The 21,862-nt window shown below is 72.1% G+C and carries 16 protein-coding genes; 10 read left to right on the plus strand and 6 right to left on the minus strand.

Translation table 11 applies throughout. From position 1 onward, the window contains the following. The coding region (locus tag EAO71_RS38290) for a hypothetical protein (RefSeq protein ID WP_222723599.1) at nt 1-296 on the plus strand (296 nt) is incomplete at its 5' end. A gap of 123 nt (nt 297-419) precedes the next feature. Here EAO71_RS38290 and EAO71_RS29155 read toward each other — a convergent pair. From EAO71_RS29155 to EAO71_RS29165, 3 genes are all read right to left on the minus strand, one after another. Continuing rightward, nucleotides 420-1,193, minus strand: coding sequence for an SDR family NAD(P)-dependent oxidoreductase (locus EAO71_RS29155; RefSeq protein ID WP_147980794.1), 774 nt, complete (start codon nt 1,191-1,193; stop codon nt 420-422). A gap of 10 nt (nt 1,194-1,203) precedes the next feature. Then, the gene (locus EAO71_RS29160) at nt 1,204-2,718 is read right to left on the minus strand and encodes a multicopper oxidase family protein (protein WP_147980795.1); all 1,515 of its coding nucleotides are present in this window, start codon (nt 2,716-2,718) and stop codon (nt 1,204-1,206) included. Nucleotides 2,719-2,834: 116 nt separating this feature from the next. After that, on the minus strand, nt 2,835-3,515 hold the full coding sequence (locus EAO71_RS29165; protein WP_147980796.1) for an MOSC domain-containing protein: 681 nt from the start codon (nt 3,513-3,515) through the stop codon (nt 2,835-2,837). A 79-nt stretch (nt 3,516-3,594) separates the two neighbouring features. On the opposite strand from EAO71_RS29165, the gene EAO71_RS29170 reads away from it, so the two are divergent. Further along, complete coding sequence (locus EAO71_RS29170; protein ID WP_147980797.1) at nt 3,595-4,497, plus strand: LysR family transcriptional regulator; 903 nt, start codon at nt 3,595-3,597, stop codon at nt 4,495-4,497. 275 nt (nt 4,498-4,772) lie between these two features. On the opposite strand, the gene EAO71_RS29175 is transcribed toward EAO71_RS29170, so the two are convergent. Beyond that, nucleotides 4,773-5,114: a WhiB family transcriptional regulator gene (locus EAO71_RS29175; RefSeq protein WP_147980798.1), complete on the minus strand. Its 342-nt coding sequence runs from the start codon at nt 5,112-5,114 to the stop codon at nt 4,773-4,775. Nucleotides 5,115-5,565: 451 nt separating this feature from the next. Between EAO71_RS29175 and EAO71_RS29180 the strand changes: the two genes are divergently transcribed. The 4 genes from EAO71_RS29180 to EAO71_RS29195 all read left to right on the plus strand — a co-directional run bounded on the left by EAO71_RS29180 (nt 5,566) and on the right by EAO71_RS29195 (nt 9,953). Next, nucleotides 5,566-6,177: a response regulator transcription factor gene (locus EAO71_RS29180; RefSeq protein ID WP_003948568.1), complete on the plus strand. Its 612-nt coding sequence runs from the start codon at nt 5,566-5,568 to the stop codon at nt 6,175-6,177. Between the two features lie 274 nt (nt 6,178-6,451). After that, the gene (locus EAO71_RS29185) at nt 6,452-7,054 is read left to right on the plus strand and encodes a sigma-70 family RNA polymerase sigma factor (protein ID WP_315986617.1); all 603 of its coding nucleotides are present in this window, start codon (nt 6,452-6,454) and stop codon (nt 7,052-7,054) included. 165 nt (nt 7,055-7,219) lie between these two features. After that, nucleotides 7,220-8,722: an IMP dehydrogenase gene (gene guaB, locus EAO71_RS29190; protein WP_147980799.1), complete on the plus strand. Its 1,503-nt coding sequence runs from the start codon at nt 7,220-7,222 to the stop codon at nt 8,720-8,722. A gap of 106 nt (nt 8,723-8,828) precedes the next feature. After that, nucleotides 8,829-9,953 (plus strand): GuaB3 family IMP dehydrogenase-related protein, encoded by a 1,125-nt coding sequence (locus EAO71_RS29195; RefSeq protein WP_147980800.1) that lies wholly within the window; start codon nt 8,829-8,831, stop codon nt 9,951-9,953. A 67-nt stretch (nt 9,954-10,020) separates the two neighbouring features. Here the strand turns inward: EAO71_RS29195 and EAO71_RS29200 are convergent, their stop codons facing one another. Together EAO71_RS29200 and EAO71_RS29205 are read right to left on the minus strand one after the other, a co-directional pair. Then, entirely contained in the window at nt 10,021-10,512 is a 492-nt protein-coding gene (locus tag EAO71_RS29200; RefSeq protein WP_147980801.1) for a hypothetical protein, read from the minus strand. A 93-nt stretch (nt 10,513-10,605) separates the two neighbouring features. After that, on the minus strand, nt 10,606-11,847 hold the full coding sequence (locus EAO71_RS29205; protein WP_147980802.1) for a nucleotide sugar dehydrogenase: 1,242 nt from the start codon (nt 11,845-11,847) through the stop codon (nt 10,606-10,608). 226 nt (nt 11,848-12,073) lie between these two features. On the opposite strand from EAO71_RS29205, the gene EAO71_RS29210 reads away from it, so the two are divergent. From EAO71_RS29210 to EAO71_RS29230, 4 genes are all read left to right on the plus strand, one after another. Continuing rightward, a complete protein-coding gene (locus tag EAO71_RS29210; RefSeq protein WP_147980803.1) occupies nt 12,074-13,780 on the plus strand; it encodes a glycerol-3-phosphate dehydrogenase/oxidase in 1,707 nt (568 codons plus the stop codon). 575 nt (nt 13,781-14,355) lie between these two features. Continuing rightward, nucleotides 14,356-16,791 carry a serine/threonine protein kinase gene (locus EAO71_RS29215; RefSeq protein WP_147980804.1) on the plus strand — a complete coding sequence of 812 codons (2,436 nt, stop codon included), beginning with the start codon at nt 14,356-14,358 and terminating at the stop codon, nt 16,789-16,791. Nucleotides 16,792-18,082: 1,291 nt separating this feature from the next. Beyond that, nucleotides 18,083-19,618 (plus strand): succinic semialdehyde dehydrogenase, encoded by a 1,536-nt coding sequence (locus EAO71_RS29225; protein ID WP_147981317.1) that lies wholly within the window; start codon nt 18,083-18,085, stop codon nt 19,616-19,618. A gap of 52 nt (nt 19,619-19,670) precedes the next feature. Next, nucleotides 19,671-21,509 carry a GMC family oxidoreductase gene (locus EAO71_RS29230; protein ID WP_147980805.1) on the plus strand — a complete coding sequence of 613 codons (1,839 nt, stop codon included), beginning with the start codon at nt 19,671-19,673 and terminating at the stop codon, nt 21,507-21,509. Nucleotides 21,510-21,862: the final 353 nt, after the last annotated feature.

Raw genomic sequence — 21,862 nt, forward strand, 5'->3', positions numbered from 1 at the left:
CGCCTGATGTGGTGGCGGGCGACGGTATCGAGGGTCTTCGCCCCCGCATGTCCTTCGACACCGACGGCGCCTCCCGGCGAACCGTCTTCCCGTACGACTACAGCCACGACGACGCCGGCGGCTTCCTGCTCATCCGCCCCTACCGGGGGCGAAGACCCTCGATACCGTCGCCCGCCACCACATCAGGCGTGACGAAGGGGGCCCGGCTCGTCCGGAACCGCCGGGGGCCGATCCGCTGCTCCTCCCCGACCTCCGGCTCGCCGCGGGCTCGCCCGCCCCGTCCGCCGGCGCCGTGATCACCGACAACGGCGGCAGGGACTGGTTCGGGAACGACGTGTCGGCGACGTCGCCCCCCACCATCGGGGCCTGCGAAGGACCGGGCATCGCCCCGGAGGGTCTCGACCGACCGGGTCATCGGCTCACTTCGGCCCGTACTTGCGGCCCGCCTTCGAGGAGACCCCTCCGAGCAGGCCGCGAGGGGCCAGCTTCACCACACCCATCAGCGCCTTGTAGCGGGGATCGGGGATGGACAGCGTCTTGCCGCGCGCCAGGTCCGCCAGCGCCGTGGCCACCAGCTTGTCCGCGTCGAGCCACATCCAGCCGGGGATGTTGTCCGTCCCCATCCCGGCCCGCTCGTGGAACTCCGTCCGGACGAATCCCGGGCACAGCGCCATCAACCGCACCCCGCTGCCCGCCAGGTCGCGTGCGGCGCCCTGGGTGAACTGAACCACCCACGCCTTCGAGGCGCCGTACGTGCCCCGCGGTACGAACGCGGCCACCGACGCCACGTTCACCACCCCTCCCCGGCCCCTGGCACGCATCGACTCGGCCGCCGCCGACGTCAGCCGCAGCACCGCCTCGCAGTGCACCGTGAGCATCTTCAGCTCGTCGGCCATGGACACTTCCAGGAACCGGCCCTTGTTGCCGAAGCCGGCGTTGTTCACCAGCAGGTCCACCGGCTGCCGCGGATCGGAGAGCCGGGCCTCCACCGCCGCGATCCCCTTCTCCTCCGCCAGGTCAGCCGCCAGGACCTCGGCCTCGACGCCGTGCCGGTCGTGCAGCTCGGTCGCCTGCTCCCGCAGCCTCTTCACATCGCGGGCCACGAGCACCACGTCGTGGCCCTCGGCCGCCAGCTTCCGCGCGAAGGCGGCGCCGATGCCCGCCGTCGCGCCCGTAATCAGTGCAGTCGTCATACGCGGCACGTTAGTGCCCCGCGTGGACGCCCGGCGTACGGACCTTGCCCGGCCCCCGGCCCTTCTCCACCACCACGAACTGCCCCATCATCCCGTCGTCCTCATGGGACAGCAGATGGCAGTGGTACATGTACGGCGTATCGGGATCGGCCGGACCGTCGAAGCGCATCGCGAGCCTCACCGTCGTGCCCGAGGGGACGAACACCGTGTCCTTGGCGCCGCGGAGAGCAGGGGGCGGCTGCTCGCCGTTCACCGCCAGGATCCGGAACTGCACGTCGTGCACGTGGAAGTTGTGCGGCATCCCGTCCACGTTGCGCACCGTCCAGGTCTCCGTCGTCCCCCGGGTGACGGTCTCGTCTATTCGGTCCATCTCCATCGGCCGGCCGTTGATCCCCGAGCGCCGGAGATCGAAGTGGCGCCCGCGCACCGCGTCCTTGCCGTCCAGCACCTCGGGCAGGCCCAGCCGCGCCGGCACCCCGGGCGAGGGCCGCAGGGTCTTCGCCGCCCGCAGCTGCAACACGTCGAAGGAGTCGTCGCCACCGCTGAACCGCTGGTTCCAGAAATCCAGTCCGGCGTCGAGGGGGTAGGACCGCAGAACCGTCCGCTCACCCGGGCGCATGGTCACCACGATCTCCGCCCGCTCGCCCGGCGAGAGCCGTGTCCGGTTCAGCTCCGCGGGCCTCTCGAGGAGACCTCCGTCGGTCCCCACCAGGGCGAACCGCCGGTCGTCGTCGAAGCCGAAGGTGTAGACCCGCGCCGTGGAGGCGTTGAGGAGGCGCAGCCGTACCCGCTCGTCAGCCGTCTCCTTGTACGGCGCGAGCGTCCCGTTGACCATGGTCCGGTCTCCGAGGAAGCCGACGCTCGCCATCAGGCCGTGTCCGTGGTCGAAGGCCGCCCCGTCGAACCTCACGTCCTGGACGACGACCGGCAGGTCGTCGACGCCGTAACGGCCGGGCAGCGCCAGCGTCTTCGAACGGGCGTCGTCGAGCAGGAACATCCCGGCCAGGCCGCGCTGGACGTGCTTCTCGGTCGCCCCGTGCGGATGCGGGTGGTACCAGAGCGTGGCGGCGGGCTGGTCCACCGTCCAGTTCGGGGTCCACGTCGCGCCCGGCGCCACCATCTGGTGCGGGCCGCCGTCCATGCGCGCGGGCAGGTGCATCCCGTGCCAGTGGACGGTCGACGCCTCGTCGAGCTCGTTCGCGACCCGCACGGCGACCTTCTCCCCGCGCTCGGCACGGAGCGTCGGCCCCAGGTGGGCTCCGTCGAAGCCCCACGTGGGTGTCCGTTTCCCGGGCCGGAACTCCTTCTCGCCCGCACGCATCGTGAGGTCGAAGACCCGGGTCCCGTCCGCCCGCACGACCGACTTCGCGAGCGGGGGTATGGCGAGCTCGTTCGTGAACTCCGTCGAGCCGGCCGTGGACGCCTTGGCGTCCGTGTACAGCCACAGGAAGAGACCGCCGACCGCCGCGACGAAGACCGCGACGGCCGACCCGAGCACGATGAGGACCCGCTTGAGCCGAGACATGCGGAAAGCGTCCCGTCCGGCGGCCGGCGCACACATCGGGGGAGGTCCCTGGGCCGCCCCCGAACCGACCCCGATCCGCGCCTCGGGGGTCTCCCCGAGGCGCGGACCGCGGAGGGTCAGCTTCCGGCGGTGCCGTACTTCTCCGTGTACGTGCGGGCGAGGTCCAGCAACCCCGACTCCATCCACTCCGCCGCCACCAGCGTGCCGGGCAGCAGCGACCGCTCGGTCGTCGCGGCGCGGTGCAGCAGGGAGACGGTGATGTCGTGCGCGGGCCGGTGGACGACCGTCACCGGGTCGCCCGCCCTCAGTTCGCCGGGTTCGATCACCCGCAGCAGCGCGCCCGGACCGGCGGTCGACTGCGTGAAGCGCCGCACCCAGCCCCGCTCCCCGAGGAAGCCCGCGAAGGTACGGCAGGGAATGCGGCCGCCGGTCACCTCGAGGACCACCTGGGGGCCGACCTGCCAGCGCTCGCCGATGAGCGCCCCGTTCACGTCGAGACCGAGGGTGGTGAGGTTCTCGCCGAAGCAGCCGTTCGCCAGGGGACGCTCCAGATCGCGCTCCCAACGGTCCATGTCCTCACGGGCGAAGGCGTACACGGCACGGTCGGCGCCGCCGTGGAACCGCAGGTCGCACACGGCGTCCCCGGCGACGCCGCTCGCACCGGGTCCGTCCTCCCCGGGCACCGAGATCCGCACCGGTCCCTCGACGGGGCGCTTGTCGATGCCGGTCATCCCGGTGGGGGAGTCGGTGTAGTCCGCGGCTTTGGCCCGTCCGGCGTTCACACTCAGCAGCTTCATGGGGGCACCCTAGGCGAAAGAACTCAAAGTGATGAATCAATATGCGGCGCAAAGCCCAAGACTCGCTTATGCTCGACGCATGATCGAGGCCCGTCATCTCCGTGTCCTGCGTGCCGTCGCCGCGACCGGCTCCTTCTCCGCCGCCGCACGCGAACTCGGCTGCACCCAGCCCGCGGTGAGCCAGCAGATGAAGGCGCTCGAATCCTCCGCGGGCACCCCGCTGCTGATCCGCACCGGCCGCGAGATGCGCCTCACCCAGGCCGGCGAGGCCCTCGTCCGGCACGCCTCGGGCATCCTCGCGGGCCTCACCGCGGCCGAGGAGGAGGTGGCCGCGATCGCCGGCCTGCGCGCCGGCCGCGTCCGGCTGGTCTCCTTCCCCAGCGGCAGCTCCACCCTCGTGCCCACGGCCCTCGCCGCCCTGCGCGCGGCGCACCCCGGCACGCGGGTCTCCCTGGTGGAGGCCGAGCCGCCGCGCTCGGTCGAGATGCTGCGGGAGGGCGACTGCGACGTGGCCCTCGCGTTCCGCTACGGAGCGGGCCCGGGCGAGTGGGACGACCTGGTGGTCCGTCCGCTGCTCGCCGACCGGTTGGTGGGTCTGGTGCCGGATGGGCACCGACTGGCGGAGGCGGAGTCGGTGGGCATCGCCGAGCTGGCCGACGAGTCCTGGATCGCGGGCTGCCCCCGCTGTCGCAGGCAGCTGGTCGACGTCTGCGAGGAGGCGGGCTTCACCCCGCGCATCGACTTCGCCACCGATGACTACCCCGCCGTGGTGGGCCTGGTCGGCGCCGGTCTGGGGGTGGCGGTCCTGCCGACGCTCGCGATCGAGTCCGTGCGTCCCCGAGGGGCGAAGGTGGTGTCGGTGGAGCCGGCCGTGGAGCGGGAGATCGTGGCCCTGACCCTGCCCGACCTGGCACAGGTCCCGGCGGTCGCCGCGACCCTGGCCGAACTGACCCGCGCGCCCCTGAACCAAGGGCCGCCCTGAGTCAAGGGCCGCCGGCTCGCGTACGCCGAGATCGGAGCCGGGCCTGCCCGAGCCGCACACCCGAGCCGCACCCGCCTCGAAGATCCCGGCCGAACCGCGCCGCCGGGGCCCCGCGCCGAACCGGAACCGCACGCCGGACCGGACCGGGCCGCACCGGCCCCCGGCGCGCCGCACGCCCCCGGGCCGCGTGCGGTGCGGCTCCACGGGGCCGGGCGGGGTGCGGGCCCGGCCCCCTCGGAATCAATCCGTCATCACTCAGCTGAAGAAACGTTCCTTCAGGTGCGCCCCACGCCTGCCGAACGTGCTGCCGATGCCGTGCCGGACGCCGTGATCAGGCGATTGCGCGCTCGTCCCATGAGCTCTTCGCGTTCGTCCTCGGTGAGGCCGCCCCATACGCCGTAGGGCTCGCGTACGGCCAATGCGTGTGCCGCGCACTCGGCGCGTACCGGGCACCGCATGCAGACCTCTTTCGCCGAGTTCTCACGCGCACTCCGTGCCGCGCCACGCTCTCCCTCGGGGTGGAAGAACAGAGAACTGTCGACTCCGCGGCAGGCCGCAAGCAGCTGCCAGTCCCACAGATCGGCGTTGGGTCCGGGAAGGCGGGAGAAATCTGCCATTGCGCTAGTCCCCTTGAAACCGTTGTCGAACGGATAGGTGGGCGGGTTGCGGCTGATGCGCGGGGGCCCTTCTCCCCCCACGGGTCGCGCGTACCCACGACCGTGGGTTCGACCCGACCGTACAACTACTGTCTAAGTAGATGTAAATATGACTCATTGCGAATCTAGCCACAGACACCACCAAAAGGGAAGAAAACCCGCTAAATGGGGCATAGCTTCCAGTGAAGGGCGGGCTGACCTGCGAGGCTCTCCTCTGCGATCGCGCCCTCACGTAGAGTGCCGAAGGCGACCGTCCGACCCGTAACTCTTTCGAGTGACCGTCGTTGAGAGTGCGGAGGCGGTTGAAGGAACAAGCGCTCGGGCAAATGTCCGAGAGCGTCAACCGCACAGGTGACGATACGTACCAGCCCTGGAGGCTCTAGGTGACGCGCATCAGCTGCGGAGGGCGGCCATGACATCCGTCCTCGTCTGCGACGACTCCCCGCTTGCCCGAGAGGCGCTTCGCCGCGCGGTCGCGACCGTGCCCGGCGTGGAGCGCGTGACCACCGCGGCCAACGGCGAGGAAGTCCTCCGCCGCTGGGGTGCGGATCGCTCGGACCTGATTCTGATGGACGTACGCATGCCCGGTCTGGGTGGCGTGGAGACCGTCCGCCGACTGCTCTCCGCGGACCCCGGCGCCCGCATCATCATGCTCACCGTCGCCGAGGACCTGGACGGCGTCGCGCTCGCGGTCGCCGCCGGTGCCCGTGGCTACCTGCACAAGGACGCCTCGCGCGCCGAGCTGCGGGCCACGGTCACCCAGGCCCTCGCCGACCCGACATGGCGACTCGCCCCGCGCCGGCTGCGTTCGGCCGAGATGGGTGCGGCGCCCACCCTCACCGCGCGTGAGATCCAGGTGCTCGAAGGCATGAGCCACGGGCGGTCCAACGCGGAGATCGGGCGCGAGCTCTTCCTCTCCGAGGACACCGTCAAGACCCACGCGCGGCGCCTGTTCAAGAAGCTCGGCGCGTCGGACAGGGCGCACGCGGTGGCGCTCGGCTTCCGCTGGGGCCTCGTCCGCTAGCGATGAACGACGGTCGCATCCCCGTCCGCTCCGGCGGGCGGGGCGGAGTCGCAAGACCCCGCTCGCGCCGACTTTCGCCTCCGCGGCGGAGCAGCTTGTGTCACTAACGCGCGGGATGACGCATCCTTGAGATGTGGAGTTCCTCGGGGACGAGTCGATCGAGCGGGAGGGGAGGGCGCAGGAGATGAGTGCCGGCGCACCTACTCATAACGCTTCGGTGCACAACTACGGACGCGGTGCCGCGGACGCCGAAGCGTCAAGGCACCATGGAGCGATGCGCGACGACGAGACCATGGGGTCCCCCATGCCCGTAGGGCCAGGGGAGATCGGTGCGCTCGTCCACCGTGCCGTCGAGGGCGATCAGCAGGCCACGCACGACCTGCTCGCGCGCGTGCACCCGCTCGCCCTGCGCTACTGCCGCACCCGGCTGAACCGCCTGCCCGGTGACGCCCGCCACTTCGTCGAGGACCTCGCGCAGGAGGTCTGTGTCGCCGTCCTCATGGCGCTCCCGCGCTACAAGGACACCGGCAGGCCGTTCGAGGCCTTCGTCTTCGCCATCGCCGGGCACAAGGTCGCCGACCTGCAGCGGGCCGCGATGCGGCACCCCGGGTCGACGGCGGTGCCCTCCGACGAGATGCCGGAACGTCCCGACGACTCGCTCGGCCCCGAGGAGCGCGCGCTCCTCAGCGACGACGCGGAGTGGGCCAAGAAGCTCCTCGCCAACCTGCCGGAGAACCAGCGCGAGCTCCTGGTGCTGCGGGTGGCGGTCGGCCTGACGGCCGAGGAGACCGGGCAGATGCTCGGAATGTCGCCGGGAGCCGTGCGGGTGGCCCAGCACCGGGCGCTCAGCCGGCTGCGGGCCCTGGCCGAACAGTAGGCCGACCCGTCCTGCCGGGCCGTAAGGGTTGCCGGGGAGCGGTTGCCCTCACGTACACGTATGAACGTACAAAGCTTCCCGGTGATCTTGATCGTGGAATGAGACACCGCCCGAGCCCGTTAGCATGGACATCCGCACCGATCAAGGCCGTTTGGGGAAGGTGTCATGACTGTCAACGTCGACGGAGTGCCCGAGAAATTCGCGACACTCGGGCTGACCTACGACGACGTGCTGCTGCTGCCCGGCGCGTCCGACATGGCGCCCGACCAGATCGACACCTCCTCGTACATCTCCCGGAACGTGCGGGTGAACATCCCGCTGCTGTCCGCGGCGATGGACAAGGTCACCGAGGCCCGCATGGCGATCGCCATGGCGCGGCAGGGTGGCGTGGGTGTCCTGCACCGCAACCTCTCCATCGCCGACCAGGCCAACCAGGTCGACCTGGTGAAGCGCTCCGAGTCCGGCATGGTCACGGACCCGATCACGGTGCACCCGGACGCGACGCTGGCCGAGGCCGACGCGATCTGCGCCAAGTTCCGCATCAGCGGCGTCCCGGTGACCGACCCGGCGGGCAAGCTGCTCGGCATCGTCACCAACCGCGACATGGCCTTCGAGTCGGACCGCAGCCGCCAGGTGCGCGAGGTCATGACCCCGATGCCGCTGGTCACGGGCAACGTCGGCATCTCCGGCGTGGACGCCATGGAGCTGCTGCGCCGCCACAAGATCGAGAAGCTCCCGCTCGTCGACGAGGCCGGTCTGCTCAAGGGCCTCATCACGGTCAAGGACTTCGTCAAGGCCGAGAAGTACCCGAACGCCGCCAAGGACAAGGAAGGCCGCCTGCTCGTCGGCGCGGCCGTCGGCGTCGCCGGCGACGCGTACGAGCGCGCCCAGGCCCTGATCGAGGCGGGCGTCGACTTCATCGTCGTCGACACCGCGCACGGTCACTCCCGCCTGGTCGGTGACATGGTCGCCAAGATCAAGTCGAACTCCGCCGTCGACGTCATCGGCGGCAACATCGCGACCCGCGACGGCGCCCAGGCGCTGATCGACGCCGGTGTCGACGGCATCAAGGTCGGCGTCGGCCCCGGCTCCATCTGCACCACCCGTGTCGTGGCCGGCATCGGCGTCCCGCAGGTCACCGCGATCTACGAGGCCTCCCTCGCCGCCAAGGCGGCCGGCGTCCCGGTCATCGGCGACGGCGGCCTGCAGTACTCCGGCGACATCGCCAAGGCGCTCGTCGCCGGCGCGGACACGGTGATGCTGGGTTCGCTGCTGGCCGGCTGCGAGGAGTCCCCGGGCGAGCTGCTCTTCATCAACGGCAAGCAGTTCAAGTCGTACCGCGGCATGGGCTCGCTGGGCGCCATGCAGTCCCGCGGCGAGCAGCGCTCCTTCTCCAAGGACCGCTACTTCCAGGAGGGCGTCGCCTCCGACGAGAAGCTCGTGCCCGAAGGCATCGAGGGCCAGGTGCCCTACCGCGGTCCGCTGTCCGCCGTCGTCCACCAGCTGGTGGGCGGCCTGCGCCAGTCGATGTTCTACGTCGGCGGCCGCACGGTGCCGGACCTTCAGGCGAACGGCCGATTCGTCCGGATCACGTCGGCGGGTCTCAAGGAGAGCCACCCGCACGACATCCAGATGACGGTCGAGGCGCCGAACTACAGCAGGAAGTAACAGAGCGCGACGCGTGGGGGCGGTTCCGGCATGTGACCGGAACCGCCCCTCACGCTTGTGTCGGGGATACTGGTACGCGCAGACGTAGAGGGAAAGGCCACACATCGTGACTGAGATCGAGATCGGGCGCGGCAAGCGCGGCCGCAGGGCGTACGCGTTCGACGACATCGCCGTCGTACCGAGCCGGCGCACCCGGGACCCGAAGGAGGTCTCGATCGCCTGGCAGATCGACGCCTACCGCTTCGAGCTCCCCTTCCTGGCCGCCCCGATGGACTCGGTCGTGTCGCCGCAGACCGCCATCCGTATCGGCGAGCTGGGCGGACTGGGCGTCCTCAACCTCGAGGGCCTCTGGACCCGGTACGAGGACCCGCAGCCGCTCCTCGACGAGATCGCGGAGATGGACGAGGAGACCGCGACCCGCCGTCTGCAGGAGATCTACGCCGCCCCGATCAAGGAAGAGCTGATCGGCCAGCGCATCAAGGAGGTGCGCGACTCCGGTGTGGTCACCGCCGCGGCACTCTCCCCGCAGCGCACGGCGCAGTTCTCCAAGGCCGTCGTCGACGCGGGCGTGGACATCTTCGTCATCCGCGGCACGACCGTCTCCGCCGAGCACGTCTCCGGCGCGGCCGAGCCGCTGAACCTCAAGCAGTTCATCTACGAGCTCGACGTCCCGGTCATCGTCGGCGGCTGCGCCACGTACACCGCGGCCCTGCACCTGATGCGCACCGGTGCCGCGGGTGTCCTGGTCGGCTTCGGCGGCGGCGCGGCGCACACCACGCGCAACGTCCTCGGCATCCAGGTCCCGATGGCGACCGCCGTCGCCGACGTCGCCGCGGCCCGCCGTGACTACATGGACGAGTCCGGCGGCCGGTACGTGCACGTCATCGCCGACGGCGGCGTGGGCTGGTCCGGCGACCTGCCGAAGGCGATCGCCTGCGGTGCCGACGCCGTCATGATCGGCTCTCCGCTGGCCCGCGCGACGGACGCGCCGGGCAAGGGGCACCACTGGGGCATGGAGGCCGTCCACGAGGACGTGCCGCGCGGCAAGCTGGTGGACCTGGGCATCGTCGGGACGACGGAGGAGATCCTCGCGGGTCCCTCGCACATCCCGGACGGCTCGATGAACTTCTTCGGCGCGCTGCGCCGGGCGATGGCGACGACGGGCTACAGCGAGCTCAAGGAGTTCCAGCGGGTCGAGGTCACCGTCGCGGACTCCCAGCACAAGCGCTGACGCGGTCCCGCACACGGGAGGGGCCCCGCACCGACCGGTGCGGGGCCCCTCCCGTGCGTGCGGGCTGTCACTCGGCGGACTTCTTGGCCCCCGAGAAGGCCGCGAAGGCGGCCAGGGCGAAGAACAGGAAGGTCATGAGGTCCTTGCTCTCGCCCCAGACCTTCGTCACCACGTCGAAGTTCTCGAGGAGGACGTCCGTGGCGGAGACGTTCAGCTCCTTGCCGATGATGATGGCGATGGCCAGCAGCTGGCCGACGTAGACGGCACCGAGCGAGAGCGCCGCGCTGGCGACGGGCAGGACCGGGTTGGAGCCGCCGACCTTGCCGGACGCGAAGCCGACGAGGAAGCCGACGCCGATGGCGGCCCAGCCGATCTCCCGGTCGATGGCGCCGGCGATGCCGCCGTAGACGCCGCCCGCGACCAGGGCGGCCACGAGGGCGGCCACCAGGCCGAGCCCCAGGTTGTTGCGGGCCGGTGCCGGCGCGGGGGCGGCCGGGTACGGGGGCTGCGGCGCACCCTCGGCGAACGGGTTGCCGGACGGCGGAACGGACTGGCTCATCTGCTGGATCCCCCCAGGGACGGTTGCGCACGGACGTGCGACCAAAGAGGACCGGAGACTAGCAGCCCGTTCCGACAGCCGGCGGCGGGATTTTCAGAGGCGGTGGGCCGCACCCGCGGGTGTCGCCCCGCGGGTGTCCAGGAGGAGTTGCGCCTTGACGGCGAGCCCCTGGAGGTCGTACGTGCGGTGGTGCTGGAGCAGTACGGTCAGGTCGGCGTGGGCCGCCGCCTCGTAGAGGGAGTCCGCGCGGGGGACCGGCAGGTCGCGTACGCGCCAGTCCGGGACGTGGGGGTCGTGGTAGCTGACGACGGCGCCCAGGTCCATCAGCCGGCGGGCGATCTCGTCGGCCGGGGAGCCCTCGCGGTCGGCGAGGTCGGGCTTGTACGTGGTCCCCAGGAGGAGCACCCGTGCCCCGCGGGCGGATTTCCCGTGCTCGTTGAGCAGGGTGGCGCAGCGCTGGACGACGTACTGGGGCATGCGTTCGTTGACCTGGCCGGCCAGTTCGACCATGCGCAGCGGCCGGTGGGTGCCGATGGTGTCGACGGCGACACCGTGACCGCCGACGCCCGGGCCGGGGCGGAAGGCGTGGAAGCCGAAGGGCTTGGTCTCGGCGCAGCGGATGACGTCCCACAGGTCGACGCCCAGCTCGTGGCAGAGCACCGACATCTCGTTGACCAGGGCGATGTTGACGTGGCGGAAGTTGGTCTCGAGCAGTTTGACGGTCTCCGCCTCGCGCGGGCCGCGGGCGCGGACCACCTTGTCGGTGATCCGGCCGTAGAAGGCGGCGGCGGACTCGGTGCAGGCGGGGGTGAGGCCGCCGATGACCTTCGGCGTGCCGGTGAATCCGTGGGTGCGGTTGCCGGGGTCGAGCCGGCCGGGGGAGTACGCGAGGTGGAAGTCCTGGCCGGCGCGCAGGCCGGAGCCCTCTTCGAGCAGGTCGCGGAGCAGGCCCTCGGTGGTGCCCGGGTGGACGGGGGACTCCAGCAGGACCGTGGTGTGCGGGCGCAGCCGGGCGGCGAGGGCGCGGGCGGCGTCCGTGACGGCGGTCAGGTCGAGGGTGCGGTCGGGGCCGAGCGGGGTGGGGGCGCAGATGACGGCCGTACGGACCCGGCCGAGTTCGGCGGGGTTGGTGGTGGGGCGGAAGCCCCCCGAGAGCATCCGACGGATCTCCGACGCCGTGAGCGAGCCGTCGACCGGCGGCCGGCCGGCTGCGAGTTCGGCGACGGGGCGGGGATCGGTGTCGTAGCCGATGGTGTCGACGCCGGCGGCGACGGCGGCCTGGGCGAGGGGCAGTCCGAGGTGGCCGAGGCCGATGACGGCGAGATCAGCGGGCATGAGGGTGGGCCGTCCTTCCCAGTAGCCGGAGGGGACGAGGTGCGCAAGTCCTGTGGACAGAACGGGGCGAATGCAATGTCAGACTAGGCGTAAATATGACCGATACGCGGCATTGTCGGGTCGAAGGTCGCCGAGTGTTATCCACAGGCAGTGGCTGAAGTCGGAGGGGCGGGACAGAATCGAGTCTGTGAGCCCGACCACACGGGGGGGACGACGGGAGGCAGCAGTGAGGACAGCGACACTGGGACCCGCCGAGCGCACCGAGGCGCTCGTGACGATGGCCGAGCGCGAACTCGACGTGCTCGTCGTGGGAGCCGGCGTGGTCGGCGCCGGTACGGCCCTCGACGCGGTCACGAGAGGACTGTCGACCGGCCTGGTCGAGGCCCGGGACTGGGCGTCGGGCACGTCCAGCCGGTCGAGCAAGCTCATCCACGGCGGGCTCCGCTATCTGGAGATGCTGGACTTCGCGCTGGTCCGGGAGGCGCTGAAGGAGCGCGGGCTGCTGCTGGAGCGGCTCGCACCCCATCTGGTGAAGCCGGTGCCCTTCCTCTACCCCCTGCAGCACAAGGGCTGGGAGCGTTTCTACGCCGGTGCCGGCGTCGCGCTCTACGACGCGATGTCGGTGTCGTCGGGCCACGGCCGCGGGCTCCCGGTCCACCGCCACCTCTCCCGCAAGGGCGCCCTGCGCGTGGCGCCCTGTCTGCGGAAGGACGCCCTGGTCGGGGCGATGCAGTACTACGACGCCCAGATGGACGACGCCCGGTTCGTCGCCACGCTGGTGCGCACCGCGGCGTCCTACGGGGCGAAGGTCGCCAGCCGGGCGCGGGTCGTCGGCTTCCTGCGCGAGGGGGAGCGGGTGGTGGGGGCCCGGGTCCAGGACGTGGAGACCGGCGGCGAGTACGAGATCCGCGCCAAGCAGATCGTGAACGCGACCGGGGTGTGGACGGACGACACCCAGGCGCTCATCGGGGAGAGGGGGCAGTTCCACGTCAGGGCGTCGAAGGGCATCCACCTGGTGGTGCCGAAGGACCGGATCCACTCCACCACCGGCCTGATCCTGCGGACCGAGAAGTCCGTCCTGTTCGTGATCCCGTGGGGCAGGCACTGGATCGTGGGCACCACGGACACCGACTGGGACCTGGACAAGGCCCATCCGGCCGCGTCCAGCGCGGACATCGACTACCTGCTGGAGCACGTGAACAGCGTGCTGGCCGTCCCGCTCGGCCGGGACGACGTCCAGGGGGTCTACGCGGGACTGCGGCCGCTGCTGGCCGGCGAGTCGGACGCCACCAGCAAGCTCTCGCGGGAGCACACCGTCGCCCACCCGGCACCCGGCCTGGTCGTCGTGGCCGGCGGCAAGTACACCACCTACCGCGTGATGGCCAAGGACGCCGTGGACGAGGCCGTGCACGGGCTCGACCAGCGGGTGGCCGCCTGCGTCACCGAGGACGTCCCGCTCCTCGGCGCCGAGGGGTACCGGGCTCTGTGGAACGCGCGGGCGAGGACCGCCGCGCGCACCGGACTCCACGTCGTGCGTGTCGAGCACCTGCTCAACCGGTACGGATCGATGGCCGAGGAGGTCCTCCAGCTGATCGCCGCCGATCCGGGACTCGGCGAACCGCTGGCGGCGGCCGACGACTACCTGCGGGCCGAGATCGTCTACGCCGCCTCCCACGAGGGGGCCAGGCATCTGGACGACGTGCTGACCCGGCGGACCCGGATCTCGATCGAGACCTTCGACCGGGGCACGCGCAGCGCACGGGAGTGCGCGGAACTGATGGCGCCCGTCCTGGGCTGGGACGCGCACCAGATCGAGAAGGAGATCGAGCACTACGAGAAGCGGGTGGAGGCGGAACGCGAGTCCCAGCGGCAGCCCGACGACCTGACGGCCGACGCGGCGCGACTGGGCGCACCGGACATCGTGCCGATCTGACCGTACGTCCGGGGGCGTGCCGGCGGCCGTCCTTGGCGGCCCCGGACGTACCTCCGGCCGGCTCGGGAGGGACCTCGGGTGCGCTTCGGGCGACCCGGACGGTCCCGGCCGGCGGCCGGTGTCGATCCGGGCGCTTCGGCCGGTGCGGGCCGGGGGTTCCGGCAGGCCGATCGGTCACCGCGCCGTCGGCGATCGTTTTCGGCCACCCGGCCCGGGTCGGAGGAAGGTTTGCCGGCGCTTGCGCGGGCGAGGGAGCGGGGCGGCATTCCGAGGGCGTCGAGGACGTTGCTCCGAGGATTCTTCGGGTAGAAGCAGGGGAAATCGGTCGCCGATGCGGCCTCTGGGCGGACAGTCGTGCGATCTCGTGGAGGCGGGTGGGGAACCTGAAGGGGGTGGTCCGGCGTCGGGTGGCATGGTGGGAGTGGTTTTCCGCCGAGGCCGTCCTCCCGGAGTGCGGACCCGGGAGCAGCACGGGTCCCGGGGTGAGAGACAATGGGCTCTCTTCCAGGGCGGGTTACCGCATCGCGCGGGAAGCGGCAGACGCGGGCGAAGATCAGGGATCGCAGAGGGGACGCATGTCGGAGGCGGAGCAGTCGCGGGACACGGCGCGGGACCCTCGGCGGGACGCCGGTGTGGGTGCCGGAACCGACGGCGACCGGGGTGTGGTTCCGGCCGCGCGTGAAGCGCGGGAGGACGTGGGGTCCGACGCACGGGCGGAGACCGGGGCCGGTACGGACGGTGCGGCGGAAGGCGGCCGGCGGACGGACGCCGGGCAGGCCGCGGTGCCCGGACCGGCGGCGGCCGGCGACGCGTCGACGCCGAGGGAAGGGACGCCGGCTGACGCCGCGTCGGGCCAGGGTGTCGGAGCGGCGGGAGCCGAACCGGCCGGCACGGCGCCCGCGGACAAGGCGCCCGCGGACAAGGCTCCGGCGGACAAGGCTCCGGCCGGGTCCGGTTCGGCCGGGCGGGCCGCCGACGGTGCCGACGGCAAGGCCGCCCCCGAGTCCGCCGCGGGCAGGGCGGGCCAGGGCGGTTCCTCCGCGGCGCCGGGTGGCGACGCGGCGGGCGGAGCCGGTGCCGCTGGGCTCCGGAAGCCCGCGGCGACCGGTCGTGCCACGAAGCCGCCACGTTCCGGTGCGGCCGTCACCGCCGAGGGAAGCCTCCTCGCCGGGCGGTACCGGATCGGCCCCGTGCTCGGCCGTGGCGGCATGGGCACCGTGTGGCGCGCCGTCGACGAGACGCTCGGGCGGACCGTCGCCGTCAAGGAGCTCCGGTTCCCCAACAGCATCGACGAGGACGAGAAGCGACGCCTCATCACCCGGACCCTGCGTGAGGCGAAGGCCATCGCCAGGATCCGCAACAACGGCGCGGTGACGGTCTACGACGTCGTCGRCGAGGACGACCGGCCGTGGATCGTCATGGAGCTCATCGAGGGCAAGTCCCTCGCCGACGCCGTGCGCGAGGACGGCACCCTGACCCCGCACCGCGCGGCCGAGGTGGGCCTGGCGATCCTCGACGTGCTGCGCTCCGCGCACCGTGAAGGCATCCTGCACCGCGACGTGAAGCCGTCCAACGTGCTCATCGCGGAGGACGGCCGGGTCGTGCTCACCGACTTCGGCATCGCCCAGGTCGAGGGCGACCCCTCGATCACCTCCACCGGCATGCTCGTCGGCGCCCCGTCGTACATCTCGCCCGAGCGGGCCCGTGGCCACAAGCCCGGTCCGGCCGCCGACATGTGGTCGCTGGGCGGACTGCTGTACGCGAGCGTGGAAGGAAGCCCGCCGTACGACAAGGGCTCCGCGATCGCGACCCTCACCGCGGTGATGACCGAGCCGGTCGAGCCGCCGAAGAACGCCGGCCCCCTGCTGGAGAAGGTCATCTACGGCCTGCTCGCGAAGGACCCCGACCAGCGTCTCGACGACGCGGGCGCGCGGGTGCTGCTGCGGGCCGTGCTCGACGCGCCCGTGACGGCCGTCGAGCCGGAGCCGTCGCCCGAGGCCACCCGCGTCGTACCGCTGCCGCCGCTGCCCCCGACACCACCGGTCCGCCCCGCGAGGTCCACCTCGAAGCCGAAGGCGAAGGAGACCGCGGACGCGGCGGCCGAGCGGATGCGCGGCGCCCTGAAGTCGGTGCGCAACGCGGCGGCCGCCGCGACGGCCAAGTCCGAACCCCGCACCGTGTCCGCACAGGGCGGGAACAGGCCCACGCCCGCGAAGGCGTCGATCACCGACGTCGTGCCCCGCCGCACGCTGATCATCATCGCCGCGGTCGTGGTCCTCGCCCTGCTCGGCACCATCCTGGCCGTCTCGCTGAACGGCGACGAGAAGGCGAACCAGGGCGGCGGCAAGGGCACCGGGGACAAGGTGACCTCCGCCGGCGCGACGGCCGGAAACACCGACGGCGGCGACGACGGCGGTGACGGCAAGGACAAGGGTCAGGGTTCGAGCGACCCGGGCCAGCAGGGCGGCGAGCAGCCGGGCGGTAGCGCCGGGCAGAGCGGCACCCCGTCCGGGCAGCCCGGCACAGGCGGCCCGGGGACGGGCGGCACGCAGCTGCCCGCCGGGTACACCATGGTGACGAACGACCGCTTCCACTTCACCATGGCGATGCCCGCCTCCTTCCGGATGACGGGCATAGCGGGGCAGGAATCCGGCGGGATATTCAGCGCGAACGGCGGCTTCCCGCGCGTCCAGGTGGACTTCAACGCCAGCCCCAGGGACGACGCGGCCAGCGCCTGGCGGGCCGCCCAGGTCGGCGTGGCCGCGACCAGCAACGGCTACCGCCACATCGGCATCAAGCCCGTGTCGTACAAGGGCTATCCGACGGTCGCCGACTGGGAGTTCGAGCGGACCCAGAGCGGTACGCGCGTCCGGGTCCTGAACCGCGGTTTCAAGGTCGACGCGAAGCACGGCTACTCGATCATGATCAGCTGCAAGGCCGACCAGTGGGACGCGGCGGAGTGCAAGACGCTGCGGGAGACGGCGTTCGCCACGTTCAGCCCCAAGGACTGACCGACGCCACGTATCGTGAGAGGTCTTGGACCGTACGCAGTCGAACAGAGCCGTCAACTGCAACGGTCCGGACCGGAATTGACGGCTTTGCGTGGTCGCCGGGATCGCTGCGATCCCCGCGCCGCGTGAGGCACGGGGGACAGCGCGCTCGGTGGGAGGCGTCGTGGAGGACTACGCGGGAAGGGTGCTCGCCGACCGCTATCGCCTGCCGCTGCCACCCTCGGACGCGCACGAACTCGTCCAGACGCGCGCCTTCGACACCTACAGCGGCCAGGAGGTACTGGTCCGGCAGGTGCCGTTGCCCGAGGTCGTCGACGCGGAGTTCCTCGACGACGACGGCCGGGGCTTCACCCCGCAGCGGTCCCAGGGCCGGGCGACCCGGCGACCGGCCGACCCCGCTGTCCGGCGGGCCGTCGAGGCCGCGCAGGCCGCCGCGCAGATCCCCGACCATCCGCGCCTCGACCAGGTCTTCGACGTCTTCGCCGAAGCCGGTTCGCTGTGGATAGTCAGCGAACTGGTGGCGGCCCGACCGCTCGCCGCCCTGCTCGCCGAGCGCCCCCTGAGCCCCTACCGGGCCGCGGAGATCGGTTCGGACGTGCTCACGGCCCTGCGCGCCCTGCACGCCCACGGCTGGACCCACCGCAACATCACCCCCCGCACGGTGCTCGTCTGCGACGACGGACGGGTGGTGCTCACCGGGCTCGCGGCGGGGGCGGCCGAGGAGGCGTTGTGCGGATACGCCCCGGTGCCGGTGCCCGAGGACGACGAGCAGGCGTACGGCGGCGAGGCCGCCTACCCCGCCACGGACGCCGGCGATCCCGGACCGCGGCCCGGCACCGTGCCCGGAGCCGCTGTCCCCGGCGCCCGCGCGCACACGGGGATCGACCCGGCCACGTCCGACCGGCCCGAGCTGCCGGGAGCGCCCTCGGAGCCCTCCCGGACCCCGGCGGCACCGGGATCGCCGAGCGCCGCCGGGCCTTCCGGAGCCGCAAGCCTGAGCCCGGCCGTGGACGTCCGGGCCGCCCGCGCGGGCGCCATCGCCGCCTACCGGGCCGGCGCCCGCGCCGCGGCGCGCATCGGGGAGACCGGTCAGCCGCCCGGGCAACGCCACCTGCCCGGCGAACCCCCGTCCACCCGGGCACCACCGAGGGCCTGCTCCGCGACCTGCTCGAAGAGGGCTCCGGCCTGCGCGCCGGCCAGGACTTCCACCTCGCGTACTCCCCCGGCCGGCTCGACCCGCCCGTCCCGTCAGTCGGTCCGCTCGCCGGGTGCCCGCCAGTGCCGGAGAACGATGTCGAACTGCTCCCGGGTGGTCMCCCAGCTGACCCGCGGAGTCGTGGGCTCCGGCCGGACCGCGAACCACACCCCGTTCACCGGTGAGCGACTGGCGGAGCTGCCCGAGTCCACCCCCGAGGACGTGGCCGAGGCCTTCGCCCGCGCGCGTGCCGCCCAGGCCGCGTGGGCCGCGACCCCGGTCAAGGCGCGCGCGGCCGTCCTGCTGCGCTTCCACGACCTGGTCCTCGAGCGCCAGGCCGAGGTCCTCGACCTCATCCAGCTGGAGACGGGCAAGGCGCGGCTGCACGCCCACGAGGAGGTGCAGGCGGTCGCCGTCGCCGCCCGCCACTACGGCCGCAAGGCCCCCGCGTACCTGCGCCCGAAGCACCACACCGGCGTCGTCCCGACCCTGACCAAGGTCACCGAGCTGCGCCAGCCGCGCGGGGTCGTCGGGCAGATCGCGCCCTGGAACTACCCGCTGGAGCTGTCCGTCGGCGACGCGCTGCCTGCCTTCGTCGCGGGCAACGCCGTCGTCATGAAGCCGGACACCGAGACCGCGCTGACCGCGCTGTGGGCGCGCGACCTGCTCGTCGAGGCCGGTCTGCCGGCCGGCGTCTTCCAGGTCGTCCTCGGTGACGGGCCGGTGGTGGGCCCCGAGGTCGTCAAGCACGCCGACTACGTCTCCTTCACCGGCTCCACCCGCACCGGCCGCGAGGTGGCGCAGGGCGCCGCCGCCCGCCTCGTCGGCGTCACCCTCGAACTCGGCGGCAAGAACGCGATGATCGTCCTCAAGGACGCCGACATCGAGAAGGCGGCCGCCGGCGCCGTCCGCGCCTGCTTCTCCTCCGCGGGCCAGCTCTGCATCTCCATCGAGCGGCTGTACGTGCACGAGTCCGTCGCCGACGCGTTCCTGGAGCGCTTCGCCGCCCGGACGAAGGCGATGCGCCTCGGCAACGCGCTCGCGTACGGCGCCGACATGGGTTCCCTGGTCAGCGACCGGCAGCTGGAGACCGTCACCCGGCACGTCGAGGAGGCCGTCGAGAAGGGCGCCCGGCTCGTCGCGGGCGGCGTGGCCCGTCCCGACATCGGCCCGCTGTTCTACGAGCCCACCATCCTCGACGGCGTCGAGGCCCCGATGGCCGTGTGCTCGGAGGAGACCTTCGGGCCGGTCGTCTCGATCTACCGGTTCGCCGACGAGGACGAGGTCGTCGAGCAGGCCAACGGCACCCCGTACGGCCTCAACTCCTCCGTCTGGACCAAGGACGCGAAGCGCGGCCACGCCGTCGCCGCCCGGCTGCGCACCGGCACCGTCAACATCAACGAGGGCTACGCCCCCGCGTACGGCAGTGTCCAGGCGCCGATGGGCGGCATGAAGGACTCCGGGCTCGGCCGCCGCCACGGCTCCGAGGGCATCCTGAAGTTCACCGAGGCCCAGACCGTCGCCCAGCAGCGGCTGATGCCCCTCGCGCCGTCCTTCGGGATGGACGACGAGAAGTACGCCGCGTTCATGAGCACCTCCCTGAAGGTCATGAAGGCCCTGCGCCTGCGCTGACCCGTTCCGTCCCGAGTTCCTTGCCCGCCCCCTTTTCCGCACGAGGAGAGCCATGACCGCGGTACCCCCTGCCCAGAATCAGGCCGAGGACGACGCGTACGACTACGACGTCATCGTGGTCGGCTCCGGCTTCGGGGGCTCGGTCACGGCCCTGCGCCTGACCGAGAAGGGCTATCGGGTCGGCGTCCTGGAGGCCGGCCGCCGCTTCACCCGCGCGACCCTGCCGAAGAACTCCTGGGACGTGAAGAACTTCCTCTGGGCGCCCGCCCTCGGCCTCTACGGCATCCAGCGGATCCACCTGCTGGGCAACGTCATGGTGCTGGCCGGCGCGGGCGTGGGCGGCGGCTCCCTCAACTACGCGAACACGCTGTACGTGCCGCCGGCGCCGTTCTTCGACGACCCGCAGTGGAAGGACATCACGGACTGGCAGGAGGAGCTGACGCCCTACTACGACCAGGCCAAGCGGATGCTGGGTGTCCGGATCAACCCGACGATGACCCCCTCCGACGTCCATCTGAAGGCGACGGCGCAGGCCATGGGCATCGGCGACACCTTCCACATGGCGCCGGTCGGCGTCTTCTTCGGGGACGGCGAGGACGCGGGCGGCGGCGAGGGGGGCGCCGCGACGCGGGCGAAGCCGGGCGGCGAGGTGGCCGACCCGTACTTCGGCGGGGCGGGGCCGTCCCGCAAGGCGTGCACCGAGTGCGGCGAGTGCATGACCGGCTGCCGGCACGGCGCCAAGAACACCCTCAACGAGAACTACCTCTACCTCGCCGAGAAGGCCGGCGCCGTCGTCCACCCGATGACCTCGGTCGTGGCCCTCACCGAGGACGCCCGGGGCGGCTTCGCCGTGAAGACCCTCCCCACCGACGACCGCAAGAAGGGGAAGGGCCGGACGTTCACGGCCCGCCACGTCGTCGTCGCGGCCGGCACGTACGGCACGCAGACCCTGCTGCACCGGATGAAGGACACCGGCCTGCTGCCCCGTATCCCGGCCCGGCTCGGGGAGCTGACCCGCACCAACTCCGAGGCCCTGGTCGGCTCGCAGACCACCGACCGGCGCTACCGGAAGCGCCACGGGAAGCCGAAGGTCGACTTCACGCGCGGCGTCGCGATCACGTCCTCCATCCACCCGGACGAGAACACCCACATCGAGCCGGTGCGGTACGGCAAGGGCTCGAACGCCATGGGCGGCATGACGATCCTCCAGGTGCCCTACGGCGCGCACCGGGTACGGAACTGGCTCCTGGAGATCGTCAAGCACCCGACGCTCGCGCTCCGCTCGCTCTCCAACCGCCGCTGGTCGGAGCGGACCATCATCGGACTGGTCATGCAGTCCCTGGACAACTCGCTGACCACCTACCGCAAGCCCGGCGGCATCGGGAAGGGCCTGCTCACCGCCCGCCAGGGCCACGGCGCGCCCAACCCCAACCAGATCCCCGAGGCGACCCGCGCCGCAGCCCTGCTCGCGGAGGAGATCAACGGCTTCGCCGGCTCCAACATCGGCGAGCTCATGGGCACCCCGCTGACCGCGCACTTCCTGGGCGGCTGCCCGATCGGGGCCGACGCCGAGTCCGGTGTCATCGATCCGTACCACCGGCTCTACGGCCACCCGGGCATCTCCGTCGTCGACGGAGCGGCGGTCTCCGCCAATCTCGGGGTCAACCCCTCGCTGACGATCACGGCGCAGGCGGAGCGGGCGATGTCGTTCTGGCCGAACAAGGGCGAGGAGGACCTCCGGCCGCGTCAGGGGGAGGAGTACGTCCGTCTCGCGGCGGTCGCCCCGAAGTCCCCGGTGGTCCCCGCGGACGCGTTCGGGGCGCTGAAGCTGCCGTTCCTGGGGATTCCGGTCGTGCCGCCGAAGAAGGCGGCGAAGGAGCCGAAGCCGTAGGGCCCGGCCCCCGGAACGTGGAAGAGGCGCTGCACCCCCCTCCGAGTGCAGCGCCTCTCCAGTTTCTGGGTGGTGCTGCATAGATGACCTGTGACCAGGGGGGTTGGTTGTAGGCGGAGGACGGAATCCTCGTGTGACACGCGTCACTTATCGAAACGGCGCGGGGTGCCGTGCGCGGGGCGGGGCGCCGGGCCGGGATCCGCGACAGGGCCCCGCGCCGCGATTCCGGTCGCGGGCGCGGGGCCCTGGGGTCGGCACCGGAGTCAGGGCGGTCGCGGCGCCGAGGGAACGCGGCGCCGGGGGGTTGCGCCGCGGTGGGTGGAGCTGTGGGTGAGGGACCGGGGGTGTCTCGC

It is taken from the genome of Streptomyces sp. MS191 (assembly GCF_008042125.1).
Lineage (GTDB): Bacteria > Actinomycetota > Actinomycetes > Streptomycetales > Streptomycetaceae > Streptomyces.

Coding starts and splice junctions, on each gene's coding strand:
- EAO71_RS29155 (WP_147980794.1), bottom strand. CDS start 1,193: ATGACGACTGCACTGATTACGGGCGCGACGGCGGGCATCGGCGCCGCC.
- EAO71_RS29160 (WP_147980795.1), bottom strand. CDS start 2,718: ATGTCTCGGCTCAAGCGGGTCCTCATCGTGCTCGGGTCGGCCGTCGCG.
- EAO71_RS29165 (WP_147980796.1), bottom strand. CDS start 3,515: ATGAAGCTGCTGAGTGTGAACGCCGGACGGGCCAAAGCCGCGGACTAC.
- EAO71_RS29170 (WP_147980797.1), top strand. CDS start 3,595: ATGATCGAGGCCCGTCATCTCCGTGTCCTGCGTGCCGTCGCCGCGACC.
- EAO71_RS29175 (WP_147980798.1), bottom strand. CDS start 5,114: ATGGCAGATTTCTCCCGCCTTCCCGGACCCAACGCCGATCTGTGGGAC.
- EAO71_RS29180 (WP_003948568.1), top strand. CDS start 5,566: ATGACATCCGTCCTCGTCTGCGACGACTCCCCGCTTGCCCGAGAGGCG.
- EAO71_RS29185 (WP_315986617.1), top strand. CDS start 6,452: ATGCGCGACGACGAGACCATGGGGTCCCCCATGCCCGTAGGGCCAGGG.
- guaB (WP_147980799.1), top strand. CDS start 7,220: ATGACTGTCAACGTCGACGGAGTGCCCGAGAAATTCGCGACACTCGGG.
- EAO71_RS29200 (WP_147980801.1), bottom strand. CDS start 10,512: ATGAGCCAGTCCGTTCCGCCGTCCGGCAACCCGTTCGCCGAGGGTGCG.
- EAO71_RS29205 (WP_147980802.1), bottom strand. CDS start 11,847: ATGCCCGCTGATCTCGCCGTCATCGGCCTCGGCCACCTCGGACTGCCC.
- EAO71_RS29230 (WP_147980805.1), top strand. CDS start 19,671: ATGACCGCGGTACCCCCTGCCCAGAATCAGGCCGAGGACGACGCGTAC.